The organism is Streptacidiphilus rugosus AM-16 (assembly GCF_000744655.1).
Lineage (GTDB): Bacteria > Actinomycetota > Actinomycetes > Streptomycetales > Streptomycetaceae > Streptacidiphilus > Streptacidiphilus rugosus.
In genome coordinates, this window is the sequence record NZ_JQMJ01000003.1 from 235010 (window position 1) to 258783 (window position 23774).

Consider the following 23774-nt stretch of genomic DNA (forward strand, 5'->3'; position numbering starts at 1 on the left):
CACAGCGCCGGGGCGAGGCCGCGCAGAGCTGGACCGCGCGGGCGGCCGGTGGCCGGGCCGGCAGTCGGACCTCGGCGCGAGGACGAGCACCTCACCCCGGTCGGTCGCGGTCGGAGCCGGCTTTCACGGCGCAGGGTGCTGCCGGCGCCTCGCGGCCGCGCCGAGGCACAGGGCCGACCGGGCCGGAGGCCTACCCCCGGTGCCAGGTCCAGACCGTGCCGACCTCCAGCGGGTCGATCGGGGTCACCACGCGCGGGGCGGTGTTGAGGCCGTTGGGCGGGCCCGACTGGGGTTCCACGCAGATCGCGTCGGCCTGCTCGTCGAAGACCACCGCCCAGGCGCAGTCGCTGGTCAGCGTGACGGCGAGCTCGTCGCCCCAGCGCAGCGTCGCCTCGACGCCGTCGGGGAGGCCGAAGCAGTCGTCCCAGGGGCCCGGCTTCGGGTCGATCCGGTGGCCGGTCGGGAGGTGGTCGGCGCCGCGTTCCTCCTGCCACGCGGGCTCGAAGTCGATCGCGGCGACCGGCCCTTCGGGCCGCAGCTGCTTGCGGAACCACGGATGCCAGCCGGCCTGGGCCGGGAAGGAGTCACGGGTGGCCTCGACCGAGAGGGTGATCCGCAGTTGCTGCGGCGTCAGCTCGAACAGCTGGGTGACCCGGCCCGGGCAGGGCCAGGGCGCGGCCAGCTCGTAGTAGAAGGCCGCGGTCGCGCCGTCCTCGGTCCGGGTCAGCGGGGCGGCGGTGCGCCAGGCGCTGCGGACGCCGGTGCCGTGGGCGGCGTGCGGGGTGAGGTCGATCGGCAGCTGATGCCGCATCGGGCCGTTGTTGAAGCGGCCGCGGTCGACCCGGCCCGCCCACGGGACCATCGGGAAGGAGCCGTAGCCGAAGACGTCGCCCGGCTGCGCGGCCGGGTCCTCCGCGGTGCGCAGCAGCTCGGTCTCCCCCAGGCGCAGACTGCCCACCCGGCAGCCGTCGTCGGGCAGCACGGTGACGGCCACGTCGTCCGCGGTCAGCAGGACGGGGGCGGGGTGGTGCACGGGGTGGTTCCCTTCGACGATCGGTTGTTCCGGCAGGGCTGGCGGTCGGGCGCTCAGCGGGAGCGGCGCAGGACGCGGACCAGGATGACCGCGCCGCCGAGCAGCGCGACGCCGCCGCCGAGCAGCCAGGGTGCGCGCGGCCGGTCGAGCTCGGCGACGGGCGGCTCGCCCATCCGCCGCTCCGGGCCGCCCCAGCGTGCGGAGGCCCGGGAGCGCGCGCTGCGGGCCGGCAGCGCGGGCGCGTATCGTCCACGCGGCGGCGCGTGGTCGACCTCCTCGGCCGACCGGCCGACGATGCTCCGTCGCGCCGGGTCGCCGCTCGCGGCGTCCTCCAGCGCCCCGAGCGCCTCAAGATCCCGCAGGTCGCGCAGGTCCGCGAGGTCGGCGAGGTCCGTCAGCTCGCCCAGCTCGCTCAACTCAGGGAGGTCCTCGAGCTCGGCCGGTTCGGCCGGCTCCTCGACGTCGTCGAGGAATCCCTCCGCCGCCACCGCCAGGTCCGCGCAGAAACGGTCCAGCATGCGGCGGCCCGCGGTCTCCAGCGCGGCGGGCGACAGTTCCTCGACGCGGCCCTTGCCCTGCAGGGAGGTCAGGAACGTCACCATCGTCGCGGCTCCCTCCGCGGTCGTGAGACGCAGCCGGACCGTGCCGGCCACGCTGCCCGTGCCGACGGACTGCTGGCCGTCCAGCGCGAACGCGTATCCCGCGTCGCCGCCGTCCAGGCGGCGCAGCTCGCCCCGGTAGGTGATCGAGGAACTGCCCACCCGCAGCTTGAGCCGCCCGGTGAGGGGCAGTGCGCCGACCTCGTCCGGGGTGAAGCCGGGCAGGCAGGCGGCGAGCAGCTCGGGCCGGTCCAGCGAGCGCCGGAGGGCCTGCGGCGGCAGTGGTACCAGAACCTCATGCTCCATGCCAGGTGAGCCTACCCACCCGGCGCCCGCGAAGGGCCGGTTCAGCGCGGTTCGAGCAGCGTGGTGACCCGGCCGGCGCTGCCGACCGGCTGGGAGAGCACCCGGACGCCGTCGGCGGACAGGCGGTCGAGCACGCCGAGGTCCGGGCGGTGCTCGGCCGCGAGCACGAAGCGCCAGCTTCCCGCCTCCTTCGCGCCGGGCTCCTGGCAGCCGCCCCGCCCGGGCGCGGCGTAGCCGACCGGCGTCAGGCCCACCGCGCGAACCGTGTCGGCGACCGACCAGAGCCGGTCCCCCGCCCGCACGACGAACCGACCGCCCGGCGCGAGCATCCGGCGCACCAGGCCGTAGAACTCCGCGGTGTAGAGCTTGTCGTCCGCGTCCAGGAGCGGCGGCAGGTCGGCGACGATCACGTCGTAGGGGTGTTGCTGCCGGGGCGCGGTGCGCAGCCAGCCGAAGGCGTCCGCGGTGGCGATGTCGACCCTGGGGTCGTCCAGGGCGTGCCCGTTGAGCCCGGCCAGCACCGGATCGGTCCTGGCCAGGTGCAGCAGCACCGGGTCCTGTTCGACCAGGGTGACCCGTTCGACGCCGGCGGTGTCCAGCGCCCGGCGGACCGCGAGGCCGTCGCCGCCGCCCAGCACCAGCACCCTGGCGCGCCCGCCGTCGGCCAGGGCGGGGCCGGTGAGCGCCGCGTGGTAGGCCGCCTGGTCCCGTCCGCAGAGGGCGAGCCGCGCGCCGAGGTAGAGCCGGGTGGGCGCACCGGAGGAGCCCGTCCCGCCGGTCAGCACGATCTGCTCGTAGCGGCTCTCGGCGCTGACCCGTACCGGTCCGCCGTAGAGGCGGCGCTGCGCGGCCCGCTCGAACGCGCCGCTGCCGGCCCAGGCCAGCAGCAGTATGGTCACCACGGCCCCGCTGAGCAGCCAGAGCAGCAGCCGGGCGCGCGGCGCGGGCTCCTCGCGGAACAGCCAGAGCGCGATCAGCCCGCCGGCGGCGGCGTTGACGACGCCGGTCAGCAGCGCGCCGGTGAGCTGACCGAGGTGGGGGAGCAGCAGGAAGGGGAACGCGAGCCCGCCGATCAGCGCGCCGACGTAGTCGGCGGCGAAGAGGTCCGCGACGGCGCGGCCCGCCTCCTGCCGCCGGATCCGTTGCATCAGCGTCATCAGCAACGGGATCTCCGCGCCGATCAGCAGCCCGATGAGCGAGGCGACGGCGACCAGGGCGGCCTGGTAGTGGCCGATCCAGACGAAGCAGCCGTAGAGCGCGAGCACGGAGAGGCCGCCGACCAGGGCCAGCACGCTCTCCACGAGCGCGAAGGACGCGGCGGGGCGTCTCGTGAACCGTTTGGCCAGGAGCGATCCGAGACCCATGGCGCAGACCATCACGGAGAGCACGACGGAGGCCTGGGTGATCGAGTCGCCGAGCAGATAGCTGCCGAGGGCGACCAGTTCCAGCTCGTAGACCAACCCGCAGGCGGCACAGACGAAGGCCGCGAGCAGCACCAGCAGGCGCGCGGCCCGGGGGGACGGGTTGATCACGCAGAAACGCTAGGCGACGAAGCGGTGCGGGCACGTCGCCCGTCGGGGTGGTGACACGCGGCGTCGGCTTGACCTGCCGGACAAATGAATGATTGTCAGTCCCGTCATCGGTCCCGTGACGAGTGCCGTCATCAGCTTCGTCGACGAAGTGTTGACCGTGTACAGACCAATCTGCCCTCCTGTGGATAGGCGTGCCAGGTCCGCCAGAGGATGCCGCCCTCGTCGCCGCCCGCCAGCAATGCGGTGAAGGCATTCGGATCTCCGGGGAAGACTCCGGCCAGACCGTGCGGATGGTTCTCCACCAGCGCCAGCAACTCCCCCGCCCTGCCGTCGAACTCGTGCGGGGTCAGCCTTTCGATGCGCGCAGCGAATTCGTACTCCCAGCCGCTGACACGTTCTGCCGCGCGGGCCGGGAGCGGGGTGCGGCGGCCGGGCAGACAGGCCACCGTCTCGACGCACTCCTGGTCCCCCTGGTCCAGGACAACCTGGTGCGAGGCGCCGAGAAGCCGCAGCTGGATGGCGCTCGGGCCGAGTTGCAGATCGAGCACGGCGAGCGCCGGCAGCAGGCCGCTGCCCAGGCACCAGGCCAGGTCGCCGGCACGGGTGTCGGTGTAGTGGGTGTGGAGTGTGGTGAGCATTCTCGGCTCCGCGTACTCGGGTCACTCGACGACGCCTGGGCACGTCCGGACATGGCTGGGCATGGCTCGGCATGAGGGTGCCGCGGCGGAGAGACATTCGGGGGACTCAGGAAGCAGGGAAGCACGAATACTCCGTGTCCGTAGGGGATTTACCCATTTTCGGCGGCCGCCCATCACGGGCGCCCGGATTCCTTCGGGATCCCTGTCATGCTGGGTCTCATGGCCGTTGACGTGCCGCGTTCCGAGGCGGTTGCGGCGGCACATGCTTTTCGCCCATTCGTCGGGCATATACAGCCATATCCGCGCCCCCGACATCACTCTTGCGAGCGCCACCCGAACGGCGTCGCGTCCCGTCAACCACGCGCGGGCCATTCACCCCCAGGAACGACACCCCGACCGATCTGGACGCACCCCCGCGCAGGCCGGACAATCGGCACCATGAGCGTCTCCCCCCGGCCGCGGGCCGAGTCGGCCACCATGATCGCCCGCCCTGCCGAGCGGCTCTCCGACGCCGACCGCGAGCGCGCCATCGAGCAGTTGCGTGAGCACTCCGTCCAGGGACGGCTCTCCCACGAGACCTTCCTGCGCCGGATGGAACTGGTCCTCACCGCCCAGGGCCGTGACGAGCTGGACGCGCTCACCGCCGACCTGCCCTCCGAGGGCCGGTTCACCCGCGCCCTGACCCGGACCGTCGCCTCGGTCGCCACGCTCAAGGTCCGGCTGGGGAACGCCTGGCGGACCCCTCAGCTCCCCGCGCTGCCGCTGCCGCGCGACGCGTTCGGCCCGGTGAAGATCGGCCGGCTGCCGGGCTGCGACCTCAAGCTGGGCCACGACTCGGTCTCCCGCGTCCACGCCGAGCTGCGCCGCGAGGGCGGCACCTGGCTGCTGCGCGACCTCGGCTCCACCAACGGCACACAGGTCAACGGCTGGCGCGTGGTCGGCGCCGTCCCGGTCCGCGCGGGCGACCGGGTCACCTTCGGGACGATCAGCTTCCGCCTCGCCGCGTCCGGCGCGACGGCGGTGGAGGGACCGGTCCCGGGCCCTTGACCACCCGCATGATCGGGGCCGACTCCACGCGCTGGACAGCGGGCAGGGCCGCGATCCTGGTGGTGAGGTAGGTGTAGACCGCGTGGGTGTCGCCGCTGAGCAGACTGGCCCGCAGGTTGTTCGGACCGGTCGTCGCGGCGACGTAGCCGACCTCCGGATGCGCGGCCAGCGCCTCGCCGGTGGCGACCAGTTCGGCCGGGGCGACGTTGAGCCAGAGGTTGGTGTTGGTGCGGACGCCGAACATCCGCCAGTCCAGGTCGAGGTCGAAGTAGAGCACCCCGCAGCGCAGCAGCTCGTCCATCCTGCGGCGTACCGTGCTGGCCGACCAGCCGGTGGCGGTGGCCAGTTCGGCGAAACCGGCCCGGCCGTCCACCGCCAGTGCGGCCAGCAGCCGCCGGTCCCCTTCGTCCAGCCGGACCGGGGCCCGGCGTTCGTCCGGGGCCATCGGCGCTTCGGCGTCCGCGGGACGCAGCCGGGCCGTCTGCTCGGCGCTGAGCGGTCCCGACTTGAGCACGATGCTGTTCGCGCCGCCGAAGAAGGTGTGCAGGACGCAGTGCGCGGTCACCCCGACGACGCCGGCCGTCCGCGGCAGCCGCTGCAGCAACAGGCTGTCGTCGTCCTGCCGTTCGGGGTCGACGCGGACCGAGCAGTTGATCTCCGTCCCGCCCGATCCGAGTGTGACCCAGGTGGTGTCCTCGCGGCGCGCGAGCGCCTCGGCCACTGCCACTGCGGCGCCCGGAACGCACTGCACGCGGACGAACCAGCGCACCTCGCCGAGCGCCTCGGGATCGCTCAGTCCGAGCACCCGGGCGGCGCCGCTCGCCCGCAGCCTGGCGTAGCGGCGGGCGACGGTCTGGTCGGAGACCCCGAGCACCTCGGCGATCCGGCTGAACGGCGCACGGCCGTCGAGCTGCAGCGCCTGCACCAGCCCGCGGTCGAGCGTGTCGTAGCCGGGGCCACCGCCCGTCCGGCTGTCGAGATCCACCACCTCAGCGTAGGTGATGTCGAAATCGACCGCAGGAGTGGCGGCGGAGGTGGTTCCCTGGGGCCGGACCCGCAGAGTTGCCGCATGCGTAAATGGATACCCCTGGCGGCCGTCTGCACCGGCGCCTTCATGCTGCTCGTCGACGTCAGCATCGTGAACGTCGCCCTGCCCGAGATGGCGTCCGACCTCAGATCGTCCTTCACCACCCTGCAGTGGGTCGTCGACATCTACGCCCTGGTCCTCGCCTCCCTGCTGATGGCCTTCGGCTCCCTCGGCGACCGGCTGGGCCATCGCCGGCTCTACCTCTCGGGGCTCGTCGTCTTCGCCTCGGCCTCGCTCGCCTGCGCGCTCGCGCCCAGCGCCGCCGTTCTGATCACGGCCCGCGCGGCCCAGGGCATGGGCGGCGCGGCGATGATGACCTCGACCACCGCGCTGCTGGCCGCCGCCTACCAGGGCCGCGACCGCGGCACCGCCTTCGGGGTGTGGGGCGCGGTCAACGGCGCGGCCGCCGCGATCGGCCCGGTCCTCGGCGGGCTGCTCACGGACCAGTTCGGCTGGCGCTCGATCTTCATGGTCAATGTGCCGGTGGCCGTGGTGGCGGTCGCGATGACGCTGGGATACCTGAAGGCGGGCGCGCGCCGCGACGCGGGGGCGGGCGCGGGCCGGCTGGACCTGGCGGGCGCGCTCGCCTTCACGCTCTTCGCCTCGGCGCTCACCTACGGCCTGATCGAGAGCGGCGACAAGGGCTGGGGCAGCACGACGGTCCTGGTCGCGCTCGGCGGCTCGGTGCTCGCGATGACCGCCTTCGTCGGCATCGAACTCCGGGCCGAGCGACCCCTGGTGGACCTCTCACTGCTGCGCAACCGCAGCTTCCTGGGGCTGCTGCTCGGCGGGCTGCTGCTCTCCGCCGCCGCGTTCGCGGAGCTGACCTACACCTCCCTCTGGCTCCAGCAGGCACTCCACCTCAGCCCCCTCGGCGCGGGCCTGGCCGTCTCCCCGATGGCGCTGGCCGCGTTCGTCGTCGCCCTCGCCACCGGCAAGGCGCTGCACCGCAGCTCGCCGCAACTCCCCATCGGGATCGGCCTCCTGCTGATCGGCGGTGGCACGCTGCTGCTGGCCGTGGTCTCGGCGGGCTCAGGCTGGACGGCGCTGCTCCCCGGCCTGCTGATCACCGGCGTCGGGGTCGGCCTGTCCACCCCGATGCTGATGTCCGCGGCGCTGGCCTCCGTCCCCCCGCAGCGCGCCGGCATGGCCAGTGGCGCGCTCAACACGGCACGCCAACTGGGCTACGCCCTGGGCATCGCGGTACTCGGCACGATCTTCCAGGGCCACTTCCGCGGCCACACCCCCCGCACGGCCTTCGCGGCCGGCCTCGACCCCGTCTTCCTCACCGCCGGCGCCGCCGGCCTGGCGGCCGGCCTCCTGGTCCTGGCCCTGGTCCGCCGCACTCCGCCGCCGACGACCCCCCAGTCCAACCCCACTCCGGAACCGGCACGCGCCCGCTGATCCCGCTCCGGAGGAGAATGAGCGCATGAGCGCCGACCGCCGGCCTGCGCGGTGGGGACCACCACCCCTTCTACCAGGGAGGCACGGTTTGCCCGGGATGACCACCGCGTCGACGGAACAGCAGCTGGCCGGCTGCGGGCTGGCCGTGCTGGGGCCCGTCGCCGACACGGGCCTGCCGTCGACCGCGTGGGCGATGCACCTGGTCGCGGGCGTCCATCAGCCCACCTCCGCGGTCCCGCTGGCCGGCGGCCGGTTGGGCGACCGTGTCGACGCCGAGTGGCTGCGCCTGGCGAGGGAGCACGGGATCGTCGACGGTGACGGAGTCTTTCTCGTCGCGCTCGCGCGCGGCCTGCCCTGGATCGAGGTGCGCCTGACCGACGAGACGCGTCTGTCGGAACACCTCACGGGCGCGAACAGGTCTTCGGGGGAGGGGGAGTTCGTCACCATGGCCCGGGACGGCAGCGTCATGTGCGGGGTGACCACCGAAGAGTACGACGTGTGGCTCGTCGTGGACGGCGAGCTGCTGCACACGATTCCGCCGCCGGCTCCGCGCCCGGACGAAGTCGACCTCTCGCAGCTGAACTTCATGCAGCTCAACGTCGTCTTCGCCCCGGAGCGGCTGAAGCCGCCGCACCAGGACGGGTGGGTGTTGCTGGGCCTTCTGCGCATGACGGGCCGTCTCGTCCGCCTGCACGAGCTTCCCGAGCCGGCTGCTCGGCTCCCCTGGTTTCCCGCCTCGGCCGAGACCGGCGTACCCCCTCGTCCGCTGACGGCGGATCAGGTCGGTGAGCTGGGATCGGTCGCCGGGTTCCCCGTCGACGACGGCAAGCTCGCCTACTGCCTCGAGTACCAGTCGGCGGAGACGAAGAGCCGGCAGAACCGGGCGCGGACCCTGCCCCGCTAGTCCACTTCAGGCACGCAGGCGCTGGAGGCGTTCCGACGCGTCGGCGAGGATCTCGTCGCGCTTGCAGAAGGTGAAGCGGACCTGGCTCCGCCCGGCCTCCGGGTCGTCGTAGAAGACGGAGTTGGGGATCGCCACCACGCCGCAGCGCTCGGGCAGGGTGCGGCAGAACTCCAGGCCGTCCTTCTCGCCGAGCGGGGTGATGTCGGTGGTGATGAAGTAGGTGCCCTGCGGCTCGTAGACCTCGAAGCCCGCCGCGCGCAGGCCGGCGTCCAGCAGGTCGCGCTTGCGCTGGAGGTCGGCGCGGAAGTCGGCGAAGTAGGAGTCCGGCAGGCGGAGGGCGTCGGCGATCGCGTACTGGAAAGGGCCCGCGCTGACGTAGGTGAGGTACTGCTTAGCCGTGCGCACCGCCGCCACGAGTTCGCGGGTGCCGGTCACCCAGCCGACCTTCCAGCCGGTGAAGGAGAAGGTCTTGCCGGACGAGGAGATCGACACCGTCCGCTCGCGCATGCCCGGCAGGGAGGCGATCGGCCGGTGGACGGCCGGGCCGAAGACCAGGTGCTCGTAGACCTCGTCCGTGACCACCAGCAGGTCGTGCTCGACCGCCAGCTCGGCGATCTCGCGCAGCTCCTCGGGGGTCAGCACCATCCCGGTGGGGTTGTGCGGGGAGTTGAGCAGCAGCAGCCGGGTCCGCGGGGTGATCAGGGAGCGCAGCCGCTCCAGATCGGGACGGAAGGAGGGCGCGCGCAGCGTGAGCGGGATCCGCTGCGCGCCCGCCATCGCGATGCAGGCCGCGTAGGAGTCGTAGAACGGCTCGAAGGCGATCACCTCGTCGCCCGGCTCCAGCAGGGCCAGCAGCGAGGCCGCGATCGCCTCCGTCGCACCGGCGGTGATCAGCACCTCGCCGTCGGGGTCGTAGTGGAGGCCGTGGAAGCGCTGCTGGTGTTCCGCGACCGCGCTGCGCAGTTCCGGGATGCCGGGGCCCGGCGGGTACTGGTTGCCCTTGCCGGTCAGCACGGCCCGCGCGGCCGCCTCGGCGATCTCGCGCGGGCCGTCCGTGTCGGGGAATCCCTGGCCCAGGTTGATCGAGCCCGTCGCCGTGGCGAGCGCGGACATCTCCGCGAAGATCGTCGTCCCCATGCCCGCCAGTCGGCGGTTCAACAGCGGCCTGTCGCTCATGACCGCAGCATAGGGCCTACGACCGGGGGTGTAGGCCCGATGCCCGAGGCGCCGACCACGGTCCCGCGCGTAGCGTCGATCGGGAGCGAACGATCACGTGGGGCCGGGAAGAGGGAGCACAGGGCGATGCTGGCGAGCGTTCTGCGGGAGTACGGCGGGCCTGAGCGGCTGCGGGCGGAGCAGGTCCCCGACCCCGTTCCGGGGAGCGGGGAGCTGCTGGTGCGGGTCCGGGCCGCCGGAGTGCAGTTCGTCGAGACCCAGGTGCGGTCCGGGGCCATGGCGGGGACGCCGCTCGCGCCGCCGGAGCTGCCGTGGACGCCGGGACGCGAGGTGGCCGGCGAGGTCGTCGCCGTCGGACCGGACGCGGATCCGGCCCTGCTCGGCCGCCTGGTCGCTGGACAGACGGCCGGGCGGGGCGGCGGCTACGCCCAGCTGGCGCTGCTCTCCGCCGCCGAGGCCCACCCGGTGCCGGAGGCGCTGAGCGCCGCGCAGGCGGTGTCGCTGCTCGGCACCGGCCGGACCGCGGTCGCGCTGACGGAGCTCGCCGGGGTCGGGCCCGGGGACACCGTCGTCGTCGAGTCGGCGGCCGGCGCGGTCGGCGCGCTGCTGGTGCAGCTGGCGCGGAACGCCGGGGCGACGCGGGTGGTCGGGCTGGCCCGCGGCGAGCGGAAGCTGGCGCTGGCCGAGGAGTTCGGTGCGGACCTGGTCGTCGACTACGGCACGCCCGGCTGGTCGGCGGCGCTGCGCGCGGCGGGCGTCACCGAGGCCACCGTCGTCTTCGACGGAGTGGGCGGCGCGATCGGCCGTGAGGCGTTCGAACTGCTCGGTGCGGGCGGCCGTTTCGTCGCCTTCGGCTTCTCCGGCGGCGCCGGCACGAAGCTGGCCGAGGGCGAGGCGGACGCGCGCGGGGTCGGCGTGCTCTCGTACTGGGGCCCGCCGGTCGGTCCGCGCGGGCCCGAGGTCCAGCTGCGGCAGACCCGCGACGCGCTGGCCGCCGCCGCGACGGGGGACCTGCGCCCGTTCGTCGGCCTGACCTTCCCCCTGGCCGAGGCCGCCGCCGCGCACCGCGCGATCGAGGCACGCGAGTCCACGGGCAAGACGGTGCTGCTGCCCTGACCCGCGCGCCGCCCCCGCCCGGGCCGGGGCGGCCGAGCCCCCGGCCCGGCCGAGTCCGGTCAGGCCTGGGTCGCCGGGACGCCCTTGACCAGGCGCCGGGTCAGCGTGACGCCGACGCCGCCCGTCGTGCGCTGGTCGTTGTAGAAGGTGGTGACCACCAGCTTGCCGACCCGGGTCGCGACCAGCGTGGTGCCGCCGTTGTAGCCGGGGAGCGTGATCGTCGCCTCCAGCGACTGGTCGCCGACCCCGGCCAGGGTCTTGAACCGCAGCTTCGCCGTCGCCGGCGTGCCGTCGACCGACAGCTTGAAGGTGCCGCACTCGGCGAAGACATGACGCAGCCTGGCCATCACCGTGGTGGCGCCGGTGCCCTCGAAAGCGTCGATCTCCTCGGCGAACTCGTCCCCGTAGGCGTCCTGGTAGTCGCTCTGGGCGAACGCCGCGCTGCCGAGGCCGCCCGCGGCGACCCAGGCGGTGCCCCCGAGCGCCTGGCAGCTCTCCGTCTTCGACATCGCGATGGGGGTGGGCGGGGAGTAGCCGTCGCCGGAGTTCCGCGTGCCCGCAGGGTCGACCTTGAGCTTGGGCAGGTCCTTCGCCGGGAGCAGCCAGCCCGCCAGCTTGGGGCCCTGCGGCAGCCCGTCGGTCGGCGACCCGGCCTGAGCGGCCGCCGAGGACGCCGTCGAGGGGGCCGCCGAGGAACCGTCCGCCGCACCGACGACGGGGCTCGACGAACCGGAGGACCCGCACGCGGTCAGGGCCAGCGCGGCTCCGGCACAGACCGCGCCGGTCAGGGCGCGACGAAGGTGCTTGGTCATGGAGTGGTGAGCCCCTTCCGGGCTGTGATCAGGCAGGGCGGACAGCGACGCGGAGGCGTCGCACCGTTCCGCACTGACCCGGGGTCAACTGTGCGGCGATGACATAAGAGCATGAGCTGTTAAGTGAGTCAACACGTAACTTGTCTGTGAAACCATGACTCGTCAGGGCCGTGTACCATCCCCGTAGTTGTCGGAGGGGGAGACCGGAAACGTGGCCCAGCACGGCGGAACAGACGATCCGAGCACCGGCCCGGCGAGCAGCGAGGTGACCGCGGGCGCGATCGCCCGGCTCGCAGGCGTCGGCCCGGCGGCCGTCAGCAACTGGCGTCGGCGGCACGCCGACTTCCCCCGTCCCGTCGGCGGCACTCCGTCCAGCCCGACCTTCGCGCTCGACGAGGTGGAGCGCTGGCTGCTGGCCGAGGGCAAGCTCACCCGGATCCCGCTGCGCGAGCGCGTCTGGCAGCTCGTGGAACAGCACCCGGCCGGCCCGGTCGCCGCGCTGCTCGGGCTCGGCGAGGCCCTGCTCCACACGCCAGCGGATCCCGGAACCCCGCTGGTCACGGGCGCCCTGGAGCTGGCCGCTTCGACCGGCGCCGCCGAGGCCTTCGACTTCCTGCTGACCCGCCACCTGGACGCGGTCTCCCGCCAGTACACCCTCACGCCGGCCGAACCGGCGGCCCTGATGGTGGAGTTGGCCGGCCCCGCGGCCACGGTGCTGGATCCGGCGTGCGGCTTCGGCACCCTGCTCCGCGCCGCACTCACCGCGGACCCGACCACCACCGTGCGCGGACAGGAAACCGATGCCGACCTCGCCGCGCTGGCCCGGCTGCGGCTCGCGCTGAGCGGCGCCGCGCCGGACATCCGCGTGGGGGACAGCCTGCGCGCCGACGCCTTCGACCGGCCCCCGCTGGCTCCCGGCGCGGACGTGGTGGTCTGCCACCCGCCGTTCAACGTACGGAACTGGGGCCACGAGGAGCTGGCCTACGACGACCGCTGGGACTACGGCTTCCCGCCCCGCTCCGAGTCCGAACTCGCCTGGGTCCAGCAGGCCGTGGCCCACACGCGCGAGGGCGGCACGGCCGTGGTGCTGATGCCGCCGGCCGCCGCCTCCCGGCGCTCCGGCCGCCGCGTCCGGGCCGAGCTGCTGCGGCGCGGCGCGCTGCGGGCGGTGATCGCGCTGCCCGCCGGGGTCGCGCCGCCGTACGGGATTCCACTGCACCTGTGGGTGCTGCGCCGCCCGGTCACCGGTGCGCCGGTCCCGCAGCAGCTCCTGCTGGTGGAGACCGCCGGCCTGGGCTGGCCCGAGGCGCGGTCCGCCGCCCTCGACGCCTGGCGCGCCGCCGACGCGGGGGCGGCGGCCGGGGAGCAGGGGCTGCACCGCGTCGTCCCCGTGGTCGAGTTGCTGGACGAGGAGGTCGACCTCACCCCGGCCCGCCATCTGGCCTCGCCGGCCGTGGACGGCGGCGCACCCGGGCTGGACGAGCTCCGCGACCGGCTCGCCGCCGCGCTGGACCGGGTGAGCGCGCTGCCGCCGAGCGCCCCGCCCGGTCCCGGCGGAGGACGGCCGACGGTGACCGTCGGCGAACTGGTCCGCGCCGGGGCGCTGGCCCTGCTCACCAGCGGCGCCGAGGAGGCGGTCCGCACCGAGCCGGGCGACGTGGTCGTGCCCCTGCTGGGCCAGGACGCCGCGCCTCGCACGGTGGACGTCGTCGCGGAGGACGGGGCCGGTGCGCCGCTCGCGCGGGGCCTGCAACTGCTCCGCGCCGACCCGCGGCAGCTGGACCCGTGGTTCCTCGCCGGCTTCCTGCGCGGCTCCGCCAACAGCCGGCAGGCGTCCACCTTCACCGGCACGTCGAGCCGGCTGGACGCGCGCCGGGTGCAGCTCCCCCGGCTGCCGCTCGCCGAACAGCAGCGTTACGGTCGGCGGTTCCGTGAGGTCGCCGGGTTCGAGGCCGCGCTGCGGCTGGCCGGGCAGCTGGGCGAGCAGTTCGCCCAGGGCCTCTACGACGGCCTGACGGAGGGGGTCCTCGGCCCGGAGTGAGCGACGGTACGCTACCGACGACCGACGCCCGACCCCTGGAGCTGCGCATGTACGGCCCCGGCCCGATACAGCCGCCTCCCGCAGGCCTCCCGCCGGGATTCCACCCCGTCCCGCCTCCCGGTTCTCCGTCCGGCTCCGCTCCCGGCGTCTCCCCCGGCCCTCCCGCACCGCGCCGCGGCCGGGCCGCGCGGGTGGGCCTGTTCCTGCTGCGGACCGTGCTGGCGCTGGTGCCGCCGCTGACTCTCGGCATTCTGGCCTGGGTCCCGCTGCTGCGGACCGCCGCCGTCCGGCGGCGGCGCGGGGACTGGATCCTGCTGACGGCGACGGCGCTGCTCTGCACCGCCGCCTTCGTCCTCCAGGGCAACTCCCCGAACCTGGACGCCTGGCAGACGAACGTCGGGATGGGGGTCCTGCTGTCGCTCGCCGTGGCGTGCCCGATCTACTTCCTCGTCTGCGAGCTGCGCTCCCCCGCACCGGCGTCCTGGCCCGCGCAACCGGCGGCGCAGCCGCTGTGGCCAGGGCAACCCCCGCTCGTGGCGCGGCCCCCGTTCCTGCCGCAGCCCCCGCAGCCCCCGCTGGTTCCGCTGGGCCAGGTGCAGGCCGAGCTGGACGAGTTGAGCGCCCTGCTGCGCGAACAGCACCGGCCGTCGTGACCGGGCGCACCGTCGGCGGCCGCTACCGGCTCGACACCCTCGTCGGCCAGGGCGGCATGGGCCAGGTGTGGACCGCGCTGGACCAGACGCTCAGCCGTCAGGTGGCCGTCAAGCTGCTGCGTCCCGCCGCGGGTGGCGGAACGCGGACGGACGAACTGCGCCGCCGCTTCGCCCGCGAGTCCCGCGTCACCGCCGGGGTCGACCACCCCGGCCTGGTGACCGTGCACGACGCCGGGACCGACGGAGACGACCTCTACCTGGTCATGCAGTACGTGCGCGGCACCGATCTGGCCGACCACCTGGCCGAGAACGAGCCGTATCCGTGGCCCTGGGCGGTCGCGGTGGCCGCCCAGCTCTGCTCGGTCCTGGCCGCGGTGCACGCGGCCGGCGTCGTCCACCGGGACCTGAAGCCCCGCAACCTGATGCTGCGTCCGGACGGCACCCTGGTCGTGCTGGACCTCGGCCTCGCCGCCGTCCTGGACGCCGACACCACCCGGGTGACGCTCACCGGCTCACCGGTCGGCAGCCCTGCCTACATGTCACCGGAGCAGGCCCTGGGCGACCAGGTCGGGCCCCGCAGCGACCTCTATTCGCTCGGCGTCGTCCTGCACGAACTGCTCAGCGGCATCGTGCCGTTCGACGGCTCGTCCGCGCTGGGCACGCTGCACCGCCATCTGAACGAACCGCCGGTGCCGCTGCGCCGCCTGAGACCCGAACTGCCGGAGGAGCTGGAGGAGCTGGTCCTTCGGCTGCTCGCCAAGGACCCGGCGCGGCGCCCCGCAGACGCGCACGCGCTCCACCTGGCGCTGACCCCGCTGCTTCCCGCACCGCCGACCGAGCACGCCGCCGCCGCGCCTCGGCTGCCGAGCGACCCGACCCGGCCCTTCCGGCTCCCGTTCGCCCCCTGGCCCGACCGCGCGGCCCTGCCGTCCCGGCCGCCCCGGCCGCCCCGCTGGCCGCGACCGTGGACGAGGCCCGCCGCCTGATCGGTGCGGGCCGGATCGTCCCCGCGCTCGGCCTGCTCGCCGCCGCGCTGCGCACCGCCGAGTCGGAGCACGGCCCCGACTCCCCGGTCGCCTCGTCCCTCCGCCGCCAGTACGCCGCGCTGCTGCCGCACGCCGACCCCTCCGCGGACCCCACCCCGCGGCTGGGCTGAGCCGCGGGGAACGCCGTCCCGCGGGTTCTTCGTTCGACCGGCATGGGCATCTTCGACGATCTGTTCGCGCCCGGCCGGCGGCACACGGAGGAGGAGCGGAACAGGCTCGAATGGACCCGCGACGAAGAGGGGGAGGGCGACCCCCACCGCGGGCCCATCGACCTGGACGGCGGACACGTGGTGATCCGCGTCCCGCAGGACGCCCCGGACGGGCCTTAGGCCCGGGGCGGCTGCCGGCGCGCGGGACGCAGAGACCTCCCCCGGCCTTCGGCCGGAGGAGGTCCTGGACAGGCGTGGGCGGCGTCTCGGCCGGCCCCGTCAGCCGACCGTGGTCGGCTGCTCGCCGAGGCTGCTGCCCGCGAGCCACTGGGTCCAGCTCAGGTTGAACGCGGCGTAGCCGTTGTCGCCGGCCGCGAGGCCGCGCGGGGAGCCGGTGATGGTGACCGGGTCACCGACCTTGACGTAGTTGTAGTACCACTTCGAGTTCTCCATCGACAGGTGCACGCAGCCGTGCGAGCCCGCGCTGTGACCCGGGTACGGGTCGCCGGTCGAGTAGTGGACGTAGGTGCCCGAGAAGGTCAGCTCGACGTCCCAGGGCAGCGTCAGGTCGTAGAAGTTCGGGTTGCTCTTGTCGCAGGTGATGTTCACGCTGCAGGAGGTCATCCGGACCGTCGGCTGCTTGACGATGACCGCCATCGTGCCGTCCCAGGAAGGGAAGCTCGAGCTGCCCGCGTCGATCGGCATGGTCCGCACCAGCGTGCCGTCGCGGTAGACCTGCATCGAGTGGCCGGGGACGCTCACCTTGGTCTCGGTGTCCGAGCCGATGGTGAAGGAGTGGTGGTAGTCGCGGGTGCCCCAGCGGCCGTTGCCGTCGGTGACGTCCTTGAGGTTCGCGTCGACCGAGACCTTGGTGCCCGACTTCCAGTAGGCCTGCGGACGCCAGTCCACCCGGTGGCTGCTGAACCAGTGCCACGCGCCGGTCATCGGCACCGAGGTGGTCACCTTGAGCGCCTGCTCGACCGTCTTGCGGGCGCCGGAGTCCACGGCGTGCGTGAACACGATGGAGATCGGCATCGCCACGCCGACGGTCGCACCGTCGGCCGGGGTGATCGAGTCGAGCTGGACCGGCGGGCCGGCCGGGTGGGTCGGCGAGGGACTCGCCGTCGGGCTGCTGCCGGCCGGCGCCGTGCTGGCGCTGTCGCCACCGGCCACCGGCGCGGTCGAGCCCTTCGCCGTCGCCGCGGCGTTGCCCCCGCAGCCGGTCGCTCCCGCCAGCACGGCACCGGCCAGCAGTGCTATACCGATGCTCTTCTTGATCCGCCCCACGCGCCCCACGCCACCTGCTCCGCTCACGTCACTTCATCACCGGACGTACTCACCACGTCCAGAGAGTCCGAACCCTACGCAAGCGGTTGCAGGCGACATGTAAAGCAGAGGTCAAGATTAGGACTCGGTGGCGTCGCCCTCGGCTTCGCCCTCGCCCTCACCCTTGCCGTCGACGTCCGCGACCAGGCCGAGGCGCTCGCTCATCCACTGGTTGAAGGTGACCGAGGCCTGCACCCAGTTCACGACCATGGCCATGAAGTAGTTGATGTTCACGCCCATGCCGACGATCATCTGCGTCTCGCCGACCACGCGGAGCACGCCGTCGTCGTGCGTGTGCGTGTAGACCTTCGGCCACAGGGTCTCGCGGTTCCACTCGTCGAGCGCCTCGAGCAGCCCGGCCTTGCCGGCCAGCTCGACGGAGTGGTTGTAGAAGGCGCGGACCGCGAACAGCTCCTTCTGCTCCCCGCGGAACATGAAGTAGATCTGGAAGTCCTCCCAGGGGGCGACGACGTCGCCCTCGTCGTCCACGCCGTGCTTGAGCTCCATCTGGTCCAGCAGCTGCTTGACCAGATCCGCGTCCGGAATGATCACCGGCGGCGGGCCCTGCGGCACCTGGGGCTGGGGCGTCGGCCCACCGAAGGAGGGGATGGAGGACGGGTCGATGCTCACGAGAGGGGTTCCCTTCGAGTTACGGCTTGCCGTAACTCATCCTGCCTCACCGGGCGGCCGAGCGCCCAGCCTCACCGGCAGATCGCCACGCCGGTGAGGCCCGGTCGGTCCCGGGGCGCCCCGGTCGTCCGCTCGGTCCTTCGCTCAGTCCTTCCGGCGGACGGTCAGCGCGTCGGCGCCCTCGTCGGCGTCGACCTCGACCGTGTCGCCGTCGCGGACGGTGCCGGAGAGGATGGCGCGGGCGAGCTGGTCGCCGATCGCCGACTGGACCAGGCGGCGCAGCGGGCGGGCGCCGTAGGCCGGGTCGTAGCCGGTGATGGCCAGCCAGTCGCGGGCGGCGTCGGAGACCTCCAGGGTGATCCTGCGGTCCTCCAGGCGCCGGCCCAGCGCGGCGACCTGGAGGTCGACGATCCGGCCCAGCTCCTCCGTGGAGAGCGGGTCGAAGACGACGATGTCGTCGAGCCGGTTCAGGAACTCCGGCTTGAAGGCCGTCCTGACGGTCTCCAACACCCGGTCCTTCTTCACCGCCTCGTCCACCGTCGGGTCCACCAGGAACTGGCTGCCCAGGTTCGAGGTGAGGATCAGGATCGCGTTGCGGAAGTCCACCGTGCGGCCCTGGCCGTCGGTGAGGCGGCCGTCGTCGAGGACCTGGAGCAGGACGTCGAAGACCTCGGGGTGCGCCTTCTCCACCTCGTCCAGCAGCACCACCGCGTAGGGGCGGCGGCGGACGGCCTCGGTGAGCTGGCCGCCCTCCTCGTAGCCGACGTAGCCGGGCGGGGCGCCGACCAGGCGGGCGACGCTGTGCTTCTCGCCGTACTCGCTCATGTCGATGCGGACCATGGCCCGCTCGTCGTCGAAGAGGAAGTCGGCGAGCGCCTTGGCCAGCTCGGTCTTGCCGACGCCCGTCGGGCCGAGGAAGAGGAACGAGCCGGTGGGGCGGTCGGGGTCGGCGATGCCGGAGCGGGAGCGCCGGACCGCGTCGGAGACGGAGCGCACCGCGGCGTGCTGGCCGACCAGGCGCCGGCCCAGCTCCTCCTCCATCCGCAGCAGCTTCGCCGTCTCGCCCTCCATCAGCCGCCCGGCCGGGATGCCCGTCCAGGACGCCACGACGTCGGCGACGTCGTCCGGGCCGACCTCCTCCTTGACCATGGACGAGGTGGTGGACTCGGTGCGGGCCGCGTCCTGCGCCCCGGCCAGCTCCTGCTCGGCGGCCGGGATGTCCGCGTACATCAGCCGGGAGGCGGTGGCGAAGTCCCCGTCGCGCTCGGCCCGCTCGGCCTGGGTGCGCAGCCCGTCCAGGCGCTCCTTCAGCTCGCCGACCTTGTTCAGGCTGCCCTTCTCCTGCTGCCAGCGCGCGGTCAGCGCACCCAGCTGCTCCTGCTTGTCGGCCAGGTCGCGGCGGAGCCGGTCCAGGCGCTCGACGCTGGCCGCGTCGGACTCCTTGGCCAGCGCCATCTCCTCCATCCGCAGCCGGTCGACGGCGCGCTGCAGCTCGTCGATCTCGACCGGGGAGGAGTCGATCTCCATCCGGAGGCGCGAGGCGGCCTCGTCGACCAGGTCGATTGCCTTGTCCGGCAGGAAGCGGGAGGTGATGTAGCGGTTGGACAGCGTCGCGGCCGAGACCAGCGCCGCGTCCGCGATCTGAACCTTGTGGTGCGCCTCGTAGCGGCCCTTGAGGCCGCGCAGGATGGCGATGGTGTCCTCGACGCTCGGCTCGCCGACCAGCACCTGCTGGAAGCGGCGCTCCAGCGCGGCGTCCTTCTCGATCCGCTCGCGGTACTCGTCCAGCGTGGTCGCGCCGACCATGCGGAGCTCACCTCGGGCCAGCATCGGCTTGAGCATGTTGCCCGCGTCCATCGCGGAGTCGCCGCCCGCGCCCGCGCCGACGAGCGTGTGCAGCTCGTCGATGAAGGTGATGACCTGGCCCTCGCTCTGCTTGATGTCCGACAGGACGGCCTTGAGCCGTTCCTCGAACTCGCCGCGGTACTTCGCGCCGGCCACCATCGCGCCGAGGTCGAGCGCGACCAGGCGCTTGCCGCGCAGCGACTCGGGGACGTCACCGGCCACGATCCGCTGGGCCAGGCCCTCGACGACGGCGGTCTTGCCGACGCCGGGCTCGCCGATCAGCACCGGGTTGTTCTTGGTGCGTCGGGAGAGGACCTGGACGACGCGGCGGATCTCCTGGTCCCGGCCGATGACCGGGTCCAGCTTGCCGTCGCGGGCCGCCTGGGTGAGGTCGGTGCCGTACTTCTCCAGCGCCTTGTAGGTGGACTCAGGGTCGGCCGAGGTGACCCGGCCGCTGCCGCGGACCTCCTTGAAGGCCTCCAGCAGCGCCTTGGCGGTGGCGCCCTCGGCCTTCAGCGCGTCGGCGGCCGGGCCGCCCTCGGCCGCGAGGCCCACCATCAGGTGCTCGGTGGAGACGAACTGGTCGTCCAGCTCGGCCGCGCGGGCGGCGGCCTCGTTCAGCACCGAGACGGTCTGCCGGGCCAGCTGCGGCGCGGCGACCGTCGAACCCTGGGCGCTGGGCAGCGCCTGGGCCAGCCGCTCGGCCGCGCCGCGCAGGCGCGCCGGATCGGCGCCGACGGCCTCCAGCAGCGGCCGGGCGATTCCCTCGGGCTGCTCCAGCAACGCGAGCAGGATGTGCACCGGGGTGACATCCGGATTGCCCGCGCTCGAAGCCTGTCGGATCGCCGCGGACAGGGCCTCCTGGGCCTTGGTGGTGAGCTTGCTGGCGTCCACGTCTGTTCGGTCCTCCTCCGGTCGCTGCACCGTGTCTGCTGTGAGTCGGCTGTCTCTGCCTCATCCAGCATGACATAAGTTGAGCCGATTCCACTCAACCTTTAGCTCCCCCGCCCGGGCGGCCCCGTCGCTCAGGCGTCGCGGTGGTGCTCCTCGGCGTTCAGGTGGTCGACGCAGACCGCGATGGAGATGAGCAGGGCGACGTCCTCGCCGTCCTCGATGTCGATGGCGTAGGTGTCCCGGATCGAGAACCACTTGCGGCTGACCTTGGCGACCCGGCAGCCGTCGCGCTCCATCTCGAACTCGTGGTCGGTGAAGTGGCCGATCACCTCGATCTCGCCGCCTCCGACGGAGTCCTCCAGCTCGGCGAGGTACTTGTCGCGGAAGACGGTGATCAGCTTCTTCTTGACGGCGGCGATCCGGTCGTCGTCGCGCTCGATCACCATGGTGTCGCGGACGGAGATCAGCTTCTTCTTGATCACGGCGGCGATCTCGCCCGTCGCGTGGTCCTTCAGCTCGAAGGTCTCACGGATCCGCAGCGCCTTGCCGTCGACCAGGAACGCCTTGTCGCCGTGCTCGGTGGTGATCCAGTGGTCGTCGCCGATCCCGAAGACCCGCTCCCGCATCAGATACTTCATCGCGCTGCCTCTCTGTCTCTGCGCGCGCTGCTCCGCCCGCTGAGGCACCATGCTCGCACCGTCCGGTGCCGTTGCCGCACCGGGGCGATGACATGCCGTCAACGCGAAGGCGTCGCCACCGGCGCCGGCGGCGACGCCGCCGGGCGGTAGAGGTCCTCGTCGATCGAGGCGAGGGTGGAGGCGCGCAACTGCGGGCCGAGCCCGTAGTACTTCTGGAAACTCATGATCATCGGACGCCACCGGTCGGGATCGACGCGGTTCGGCCGGCCCGGCACCCGGATCTCCGCGGCGACGTGGACGCGGACGACCTCCACCTCGACGGTCCAGATCCGCCCGCGCTCCTCGGGGTCGTCCTCGGCGAGTGAGCGGAACGCCGCGACCCTCGCCTCCAACTGCACCGGGCACTCCGCCGCCCGCGGCGCGTCCACACTGCGCCCGGGCAGCGGCGTCAGCCCGGCCACGCCGAACTTGTCCGCCTCGTGGCGGTAGCCCTTGGCCCGCTTCCCCTCCGGCACCGGCTCGGCCCCGGTCGTCAGCGCGAGCGCGTCGACGGCGTCGGCCTGGTCCGCAGAGGGCAGGTTCAGCACGCAGGCCCGCTCGCGACGCAGGTTGGCCAGGCTGTGGGACGAACTGCCCAGTCCGATCACCCCGCGCCTCCCGAGCCAGAACGCGGAGGAGATGGGCGCGAGGTTGGGCGTGCCGTCGGCGTTCCGGGTGCCGACGAGCACGACGGGTGTGCCGAAGTAGAGGATTGCCGGGTCGATCTCGACGTGGTCGTCACGGTGACTGAGCTGCATGAAGTCCAGGCTGGACGATCAACCCACCTCCGTCCGGCGGGAATCGGACCTCTCATCCCGACGTCCCCGGCGTCTCGGCATGCCGTCCCGCCCGGGGGGGGTGATGCACGGGTCGGTGCCGGACGGACCTCGTGACTGAACGGCGCCGCGGGTCCGGCCGGGGAGGACCGGACCCGCACACGACGTGCCGGTCGAACACCGTCACACCGCAACTTACCTGCGGCGCAGCCGCCGAGAGGATTTCCGCGCCCGACTTCTCGAGGTCCCACCGCCGAAGCCCCGCCGCCGGGCCCGTCGGCCCGGCGCGGCCGTCAGCGGATCGTGGCCGCCTTGCGGAGCAGGACGGCGCGTTCGCGGTCGTTGCGGCAGAGGCGGGCGGCGAGTTCGAGTTCGGTGCGGGCCTCGGTGGTGCGGCCCAGGCGGAGGAGGAGTTCGCCGCGGACGCCGGGGAGCAGGTGCGACCCGGAGAGGCGGTCGGAGGCGACCAGGTCGTCGACGAGGGCGAGGGCCTGCTGCGGGCCGGTCGCCATCGCGACGGCCACCGCCCGGTTGAGCTCGACGACGGGTGACGGGGCCACCCGGCCGAGCGCCTCGTAGAGCAGCACGACCCGATCCCAGTCGGTCTCCTCGACCGAGGCCGCCGTCGCGTGGCAGGCGGCGATCGCGGCCTGCAGCCCGTACGGGCCGAGGCCGCGGCCGAACGCCGAGGCCCGGCCGAGGCTCGCCAGCCCGCGGCGGATCGCCGAGCGGTCCCACAGCCGCCGGTCCTGGTCCTCCAGCAGCACCGCCTCCCCGTCGGGCCCGGTCCGGGCCGGAAAGCGCGCGGAGGTGAGCTCGCACAGCGCGAGCAGCCCGTAGGCCTCCGGCTCCGCGGGCAGCAGCGCCACCAGCGTCCGGACCAGGCGCAGCGCCTCGTACGCGAGATCGGCGCGCAGCAGGCGCTCGCCGGTCGCGGCCGTGGAACCCTCCGTGAAGATCACGTACAGGACGCTCAGCACCCCGCCCAGCCGCTCGCGTCGCTCCTCGGCCGGCGGCAGCGCGAACGGCACTCCAGCCGCGGCGAGCGTCTTCTTCGCCCGGGTGATCCGGGCCTGGACGGTCGGCACGGACACCAGGAACGCCTGGGCGATCTCCTCACTCGTCAGACCGCCCACCACGCGGAGCGTGAGCGCGACCCTGGCCTCGGGGGCGAGCACGGGATGACAGGCGGTGAAGATCAGCGCGAGGACGTCGTCGTCGACCCGGTCGGGGTCCCACGGCAGTTCGGCGTCCGGCCCCCGCCCGGGGAAGACGCCGGCGCCCGCTCCCGCGCTGAACTCGCCGTCGGACAACTGACCCGCCAGCAGGGCGTACCGCGCGTCCAGGGCCGACCGGCGGCGGAAGCCGTCGATCGCCCGGCGTCGCGCGGTCGCCAGCAGCCAGCCGACCGGGTTGGCCGGCGCACCGTCGCGCGACCAGGCGACGAGCGCCTCCGCCAGCGCCTCCTGCGCGACGTCTTCGGCGAGCGGGAAGTCCCCGGTGTAGCGGGCCAGCGCACCGACGATCCGCGCCGACTCGATCCGCCAGACCGCCTCGACGGCCCGCCGCGCCGACTCGGCGATCGGCGGGCCGCCCTCGGCTTCGACCATCAGATCTGGCCGGTCCTCTCCCGCCACGCCCGCTCCTTGACGATCCACTCGTTGTCCTGCGGGAACTCGTCGATGCCCGGCACCCGGCGGACCTCGCACTTCGTGCCGGGGAAGGCCGGAAGGCGCCTGGCCCACTCGACCGCCTCTTCCTTCGAGGCGACGTCGATCAGGTAGAAGCCGCCGAAGAGCTCCTTCGTCTCACCGTAGGGTCCGTCGGTGACCACCGGCGTCTCCCCGCTGAAGTCCACCACCACGCCCTGGGACGGGTCGTCCAGGCCCTCGGCCGCCACCAGCACGCCCGCCCGGATCATCTCCTCGTTGAAGCGGCCCATCGTCTCGAGCATCTCCTCGAAGGGCGTCTCCATCATCTTCGCGAGGGACTCGTCGGTGCCGCGCATGATCAGCATGTACTTCGACATTCTCGGTCTCCTTGCCGGGGGTCGCTGCTCGACCCTCTCTACCCCAGGTCGAAC

General features: G+C 73.4%; 21 protein-coding genes and 1 pseudogene. 8 read left to right on the forward strand and 14 right to left on the reverse strand.

The window, feature by feature from the left end; all coding sequences use genetic code 11:
- Positions 1 to 190: 190 nt before the first annotated feature.
- From BS83_RS04485 to BS83_RS04500, 4 genes are all read right to left on the reverse strand, one after another.
- Complete coding sequence (locus tag BS83_RS04485; protein WP_037601211.1) at positions 191 to 1033, reverse strand: aldose epimerase family protein; 843 nt, start codon at positions 1031 to 1033, stop codon at positions 191 to 193.
- A 53-nt stretch (positions 1034 to 1086) separates the two neighbouring features.
- Positions 1087 to 1938 carry an SRPBCC domain-containing protein gene (locus BS83_RS04490; RefSeq protein WP_051942616.1) on the reverse strand — a complete coding sequence of 284 codons (852 nt, stop codon included), beginning with the start codon at positions 1936 to 1938 and terminating at the stop codon, positions 1087 to 1089.
- A gap of 41 nt (positions 1939 to 1979) precedes the next feature.
- Positions 1980 to 3470: a polyamine aminopropyltransferase gene (locus BS83_RS04495; protein WP_051942617.1), complete on the reverse strand. Its 1491-nt coding sequence runs from the start codon at positions 3468 to 3470 to the stop codon at positions 1980 to 1982.
- A gap of 131 nt (positions 3471 to 3601) precedes the next feature.
- Entirely contained in the window at positions 3602 to 4108 is a 507-nt protein-coding gene (locus tag BS83_RS04500) for a DUF2617 family protein (protein ID WP_037601214.1), read from the reverse strand.
- A gap of 438 nt (positions 4109 to 4546) precedes the next feature.
- Here BS83_RS04500 and BS83_RS04505 point away from each other — a divergent pair, with 438 nt between their 5' ends.
- On the forward strand, positions 4547 to 5155 hold the full coding sequence (locus BS83_RS04505) for a DUF1707 and FHA domain-containing protein (protein ID WP_232248050.1): 609 nt from the start codon (positions 4547 to 4549) through the stop codon (positions 5153 to 5155).
- Here BS83_RS04505 and BS83_RS04510 read toward each other — a convergent pair.
- Positions 5094 to 6140 carry an Lrp/AsnC family transcriptional regulator gene (locus tag BS83_RS04510; RefSeq protein ID WP_051942620.1) on the reverse strand — a complete coding sequence of 349 codons (1047 nt, stop codon included), beginning with the start codon at positions 6138 to 6140 and terminating at the stop codon, positions 5094 to 5096. The genes BS83_RS04505 and BS83_RS04510 overlap by 62 nt on opposite strands.
- An 84-nt stretch (positions 6141 to 6224) precedes the next feature.
- On the opposite strand from BS83_RS04510, the gene BS83_RS04515 reads away from it, so the two are divergent.
- The gene (locus BS83_RS04515; RefSeq protein ID WP_037601218.1) at positions 6225 to 7646 is read left to right on the forward strand and encodes an MFS transporter; all 1422 of its coding nucleotides are present in this window, start codon (positions 6225 to 6227) and stop codon (positions 7644 to 7646) included.
- A 97-nt stretch (positions 7647 to 7743) separates the two neighbouring features.
- Positions 7744 to 8550: a hypothetical protein gene (locus tag BS83_RS04520; protein ID WP_037601221.1), complete on the forward strand. Its 807-nt coding sequence runs from the start codon at positions 7744 to 7746 to the stop codon at positions 8548 to 8550.
- Between the two features lie 6 nt (positions 8551 to 8556).
- On the opposite strand, the gene BS83_RS04525 is transcribed toward BS83_RS04520, so the two are convergent.
- Complete coding sequence (locus tag BS83_RS04525) at positions 8557 to 9726, reverse strand: pyridoxal phosphate-dependent aminotransferase (RefSeq protein WP_037601224.1); 1170 nt, start codon at positions 9724 to 9726, stop codon at positions 8557 to 8559.
- A 126-nt stretch (positions 9727 to 9852) separates the two neighbouring features.
- Here BS83_RS04525 and BS83_RS04530 point away from each other — a divergent pair, with 126 nt between their 5' ends.
- Complete coding sequence (locus tag BS83_RS04530; RefSeq protein ID WP_037601227.1) at positions 9853 to 10842, forward strand: zinc-binding dehydrogenase; 990 nt, start codon at positions 9853 to 9855, stop codon at positions 10840 to 10842.
- Positions 10843 to 10901: 59 nt separating this feature from the next.
- On the opposite strand, the gene BS83_RS04535 is transcribed toward BS83_RS04530, so the two are convergent.
- Complete coding sequence (locus BS83_RS04535) at positions 10902 to 11654, reverse strand: hypothetical protein (protein WP_051942622.1); 753 nt, start codon at positions 11652 to 11654, stop codon at positions 10902 to 10904.
- A gap of 211 nt (positions 11655 to 11865) precedes the next feature.
- Between BS83_RS04535 and BS83_RS04540 the strand changes: the two genes are divergently transcribed.
- From BS83_RS04540 to BS83_RS46275, 4 genes and pseudogenes are all read left to right on the forward strand, one after another.
- On the forward strand, positions 11866 to 13695 hold the full coding sequence (locus BS83_RS04540) for an N-6 DNA methylase (protein WP_051942624.1): 1830 nt from the start codon (positions 11866 to 11868) through the stop codon (positions 13693 to 13695).
- Positions 13696 to 13742: 47 nt separating this feature from the next.
- The gene (locus BS83_RS04545; RefSeq protein WP_157596905.1) at positions 13743 to 14348 is read left to right on the forward strand and encodes a hypothetical protein; all 606 of its coding nucleotides are present in this window, start codon (positions 13743 to 13745) and stop codon (positions 14346 to 14348) included.
- Positions 14345 to 15459, forward strand: a pseudogene (locus BS83_RS04550) (serine/threonine-protein kinase); the annotation flags it as partial. The gene BS83_RS04545 and the pseudogene BS83_RS04550, both read left to right, overlap by 4 nt.
- Before the next feature lie 87 nt (positions 15460 to 15546).
- A complete protein-coding gene (locus tag BS83_RS46275) occupies positions 15547 to 15723 on the forward strand; it encodes a DUF6191 domain-containing protein (protein ID WP_198035141.1) in 177 nt (58 codons plus the stop codon).
- A gap of 99 nt (positions 15724 to 15822) precedes the next feature.
- On the opposite strand, the gene BS83_RS04555 is transcribed toward BS83_RS46275, so the two are convergent.
- From BS83_RS04555 to BS83_RS04585, 7 genes are all read right to left on the reverse strand, one after another.
- Positions 15823 to 16830 carry a L,D-transpeptidase gene (locus tag BS83_RS04555; RefSeq protein ID WP_037601233.1) on the reverse strand — a complete coding sequence of 336 codons (1008 nt, stop codon included), beginning with the start codon at positions 16828 to 16830 and terminating at the stop codon, positions 15823 to 15825.
- Positions 16831 to 16947: 117 nt separating this feature from the next.
- Positions 16948 to 17499: a type III secretion system chaperone family protein gene (locus BS83_RS04560; RefSeq protein WP_037601236.1), complete on the reverse strand. Its 552-nt coding sequence runs from the start codon at positions 17497 to 17499 to the stop codon at positions 16948 to 16950.
- A gap of 144 nt (positions 17500 to 17643) precedes the next feature.
- On the reverse strand, positions 17644 to 20238 hold the full coding sequence (clpB, locus tag BS83_RS04565) for an ATP-dependent chaperone ClpB (RefSeq protein WP_037601237.1): 2595 nt from the start codon (positions 20236 to 20238) through the stop codon (positions 17644 to 17646).
- A gap of 131 nt (positions 20239 to 20369) precedes the next feature.
- Positions 20370 to 20876, reverse strand: a complete 507-nt coding sequence (locus tag BS83_RS04570; protein WP_037601239.1) for an LURP-one-related/scramblase family protein — start codon at positions 20874 to 20876, stop codon at positions 20370 to 20372.
- A gap of 98 nt (positions 20877 to 20974) precedes the next feature.
- On the reverse strand, positions 20975 to 21673 hold the full coding sequence (locus BS83_RS04575; RefSeq protein ID WP_051942630.1) for a flavin reductase family protein: 699 nt from the start codon (positions 21671 to 21673) through the stop codon (positions 20975 to 20977).
- 311 nt (positions 21674 to 21984) lie between these two features.
- Positions 21985 to 23328 (reverse strand): RNA polymerase sigma factor, encoded by a 1344-nt coding sequence (locus BS83_RS04580; protein WP_037601242.1) that lies wholly within the window; start codon positions 23326 to 23328, stop codon positions 21985 to 21987.
- Positions 23301 to 23720 carry a YciI family protein gene (locus BS83_RS04585; RefSeq protein ID WP_037601245.1) on the reverse strand — a complete coding sequence of 140 codons (420 nt, stop codon included), beginning with the start codon at positions 23718 to 23720 and terminating at the stop codon, positions 23301 to 23303. Before BS83_RS04585 ends, BS83_RS04580 begins: the two co-directional genes overlap by 28 nt.
- Positions 23721 to 23774: the final 54 nt, after the last annotated feature.

What these genes read in the sequence shown, in the direction of transcription:
- BS83_RS04535 (WP_051942622.1), bottom strand. Translation starts at nt 11,654, where the DNA reads ATGACCAAGCACCTTCGTCGCGCCCTGACCGGCGCGGTCTGTGCCGGA.
- BS83_RS04570 (WP_037601239.1), bottom strand. Translation starts at nt 20,876, where the DNA reads ATGAAGTATCTGATGCGGGAGCGGGTCTTCGGGATCGGCGACGACCAC.
- BS83_RS04575 (WP_051942630.1), bottom strand. Translation starts at nt 21,673, where the DNA reads ATGCAGCTCAGTCACCGTGACGACCACGTCGAGATCGACCCGGCAATC.
- BS83_RS04520 (WP_037601221.1), top strand. Translation starts at nt 7,744, where the DNA reads ATGACCACCGCGTCGACGGAACAGCAGCTGGCCGGCTGCGGGCTGGCC.
- BS83_RS04490 (WP_051942616.1), bottom strand. Translation starts at nt 1,938, where the DNA reads ATGGAGCATGAGGTTCTGGTACCACTGCCGCCGCAGGCCCTCCGGCGC.
- BS83_RS04505 (WP_232248050.1), top strand. Translation starts at nt 4,547, where the DNA reads ATGAGCGTCTCCCCCCGGCCGCGGGCCGAGTCGGCCACCATGATCGCC.
- BS83_RS46275 (WP_198035141.1), top strand. Translation starts at nt 15,547, where the DNA reads ATGGGCATCTTCGACGATCTGTTCGCGCCCGGCCGGCGGCACACGGAG.
- BS83_RS04545 (WP_157596905.1), top strand. Translation starts at nt 13,743, where the DNA reads ATGTACGGCCCCGGCCCGATACAGCCGCCTCCCGCAGGCCTCCCGCCG.
- BS83_RS04500 (WP_037601214.1), bottom strand. Translation starts at nt 4,108, where the DNA reads ATGCTCACCACACTCCACACCCACTACACCGACACCCGTGCCGGCGAC.
- BS83_RS04515 (WP_037601218.1), top strand. Translation starts at nt 6,225, where the DNA reads ATGCGTAAATGGATACCCCTGGCGGCCGTCTGCACCGGCGCCTTCATG.
- BS83_RS04530 (WP_037601227.1), top strand. Translation starts at nt 9,853, where the DNA reads ATGCTGGCGAGCGTTCTGCGGGAGTACGGCGGGCCTGAGCGGCTGCGG.
- BS83_RS04525 (WP_037601224.1), bottom strand. Translation starts at nt 9,726, where the DNA reads ATGAGCGACAGGCCGCTGTTGAACCGCCGACTGGCGGGCATGGGGACG.
- BS83_RS04585 (WP_037601245.1), bottom strand. Translation starts at nt 23,720, where the DNA reads ATGTCGAAGTACATGCTGATCATGCGCGGCACCGACGAGTCCCTCGCG.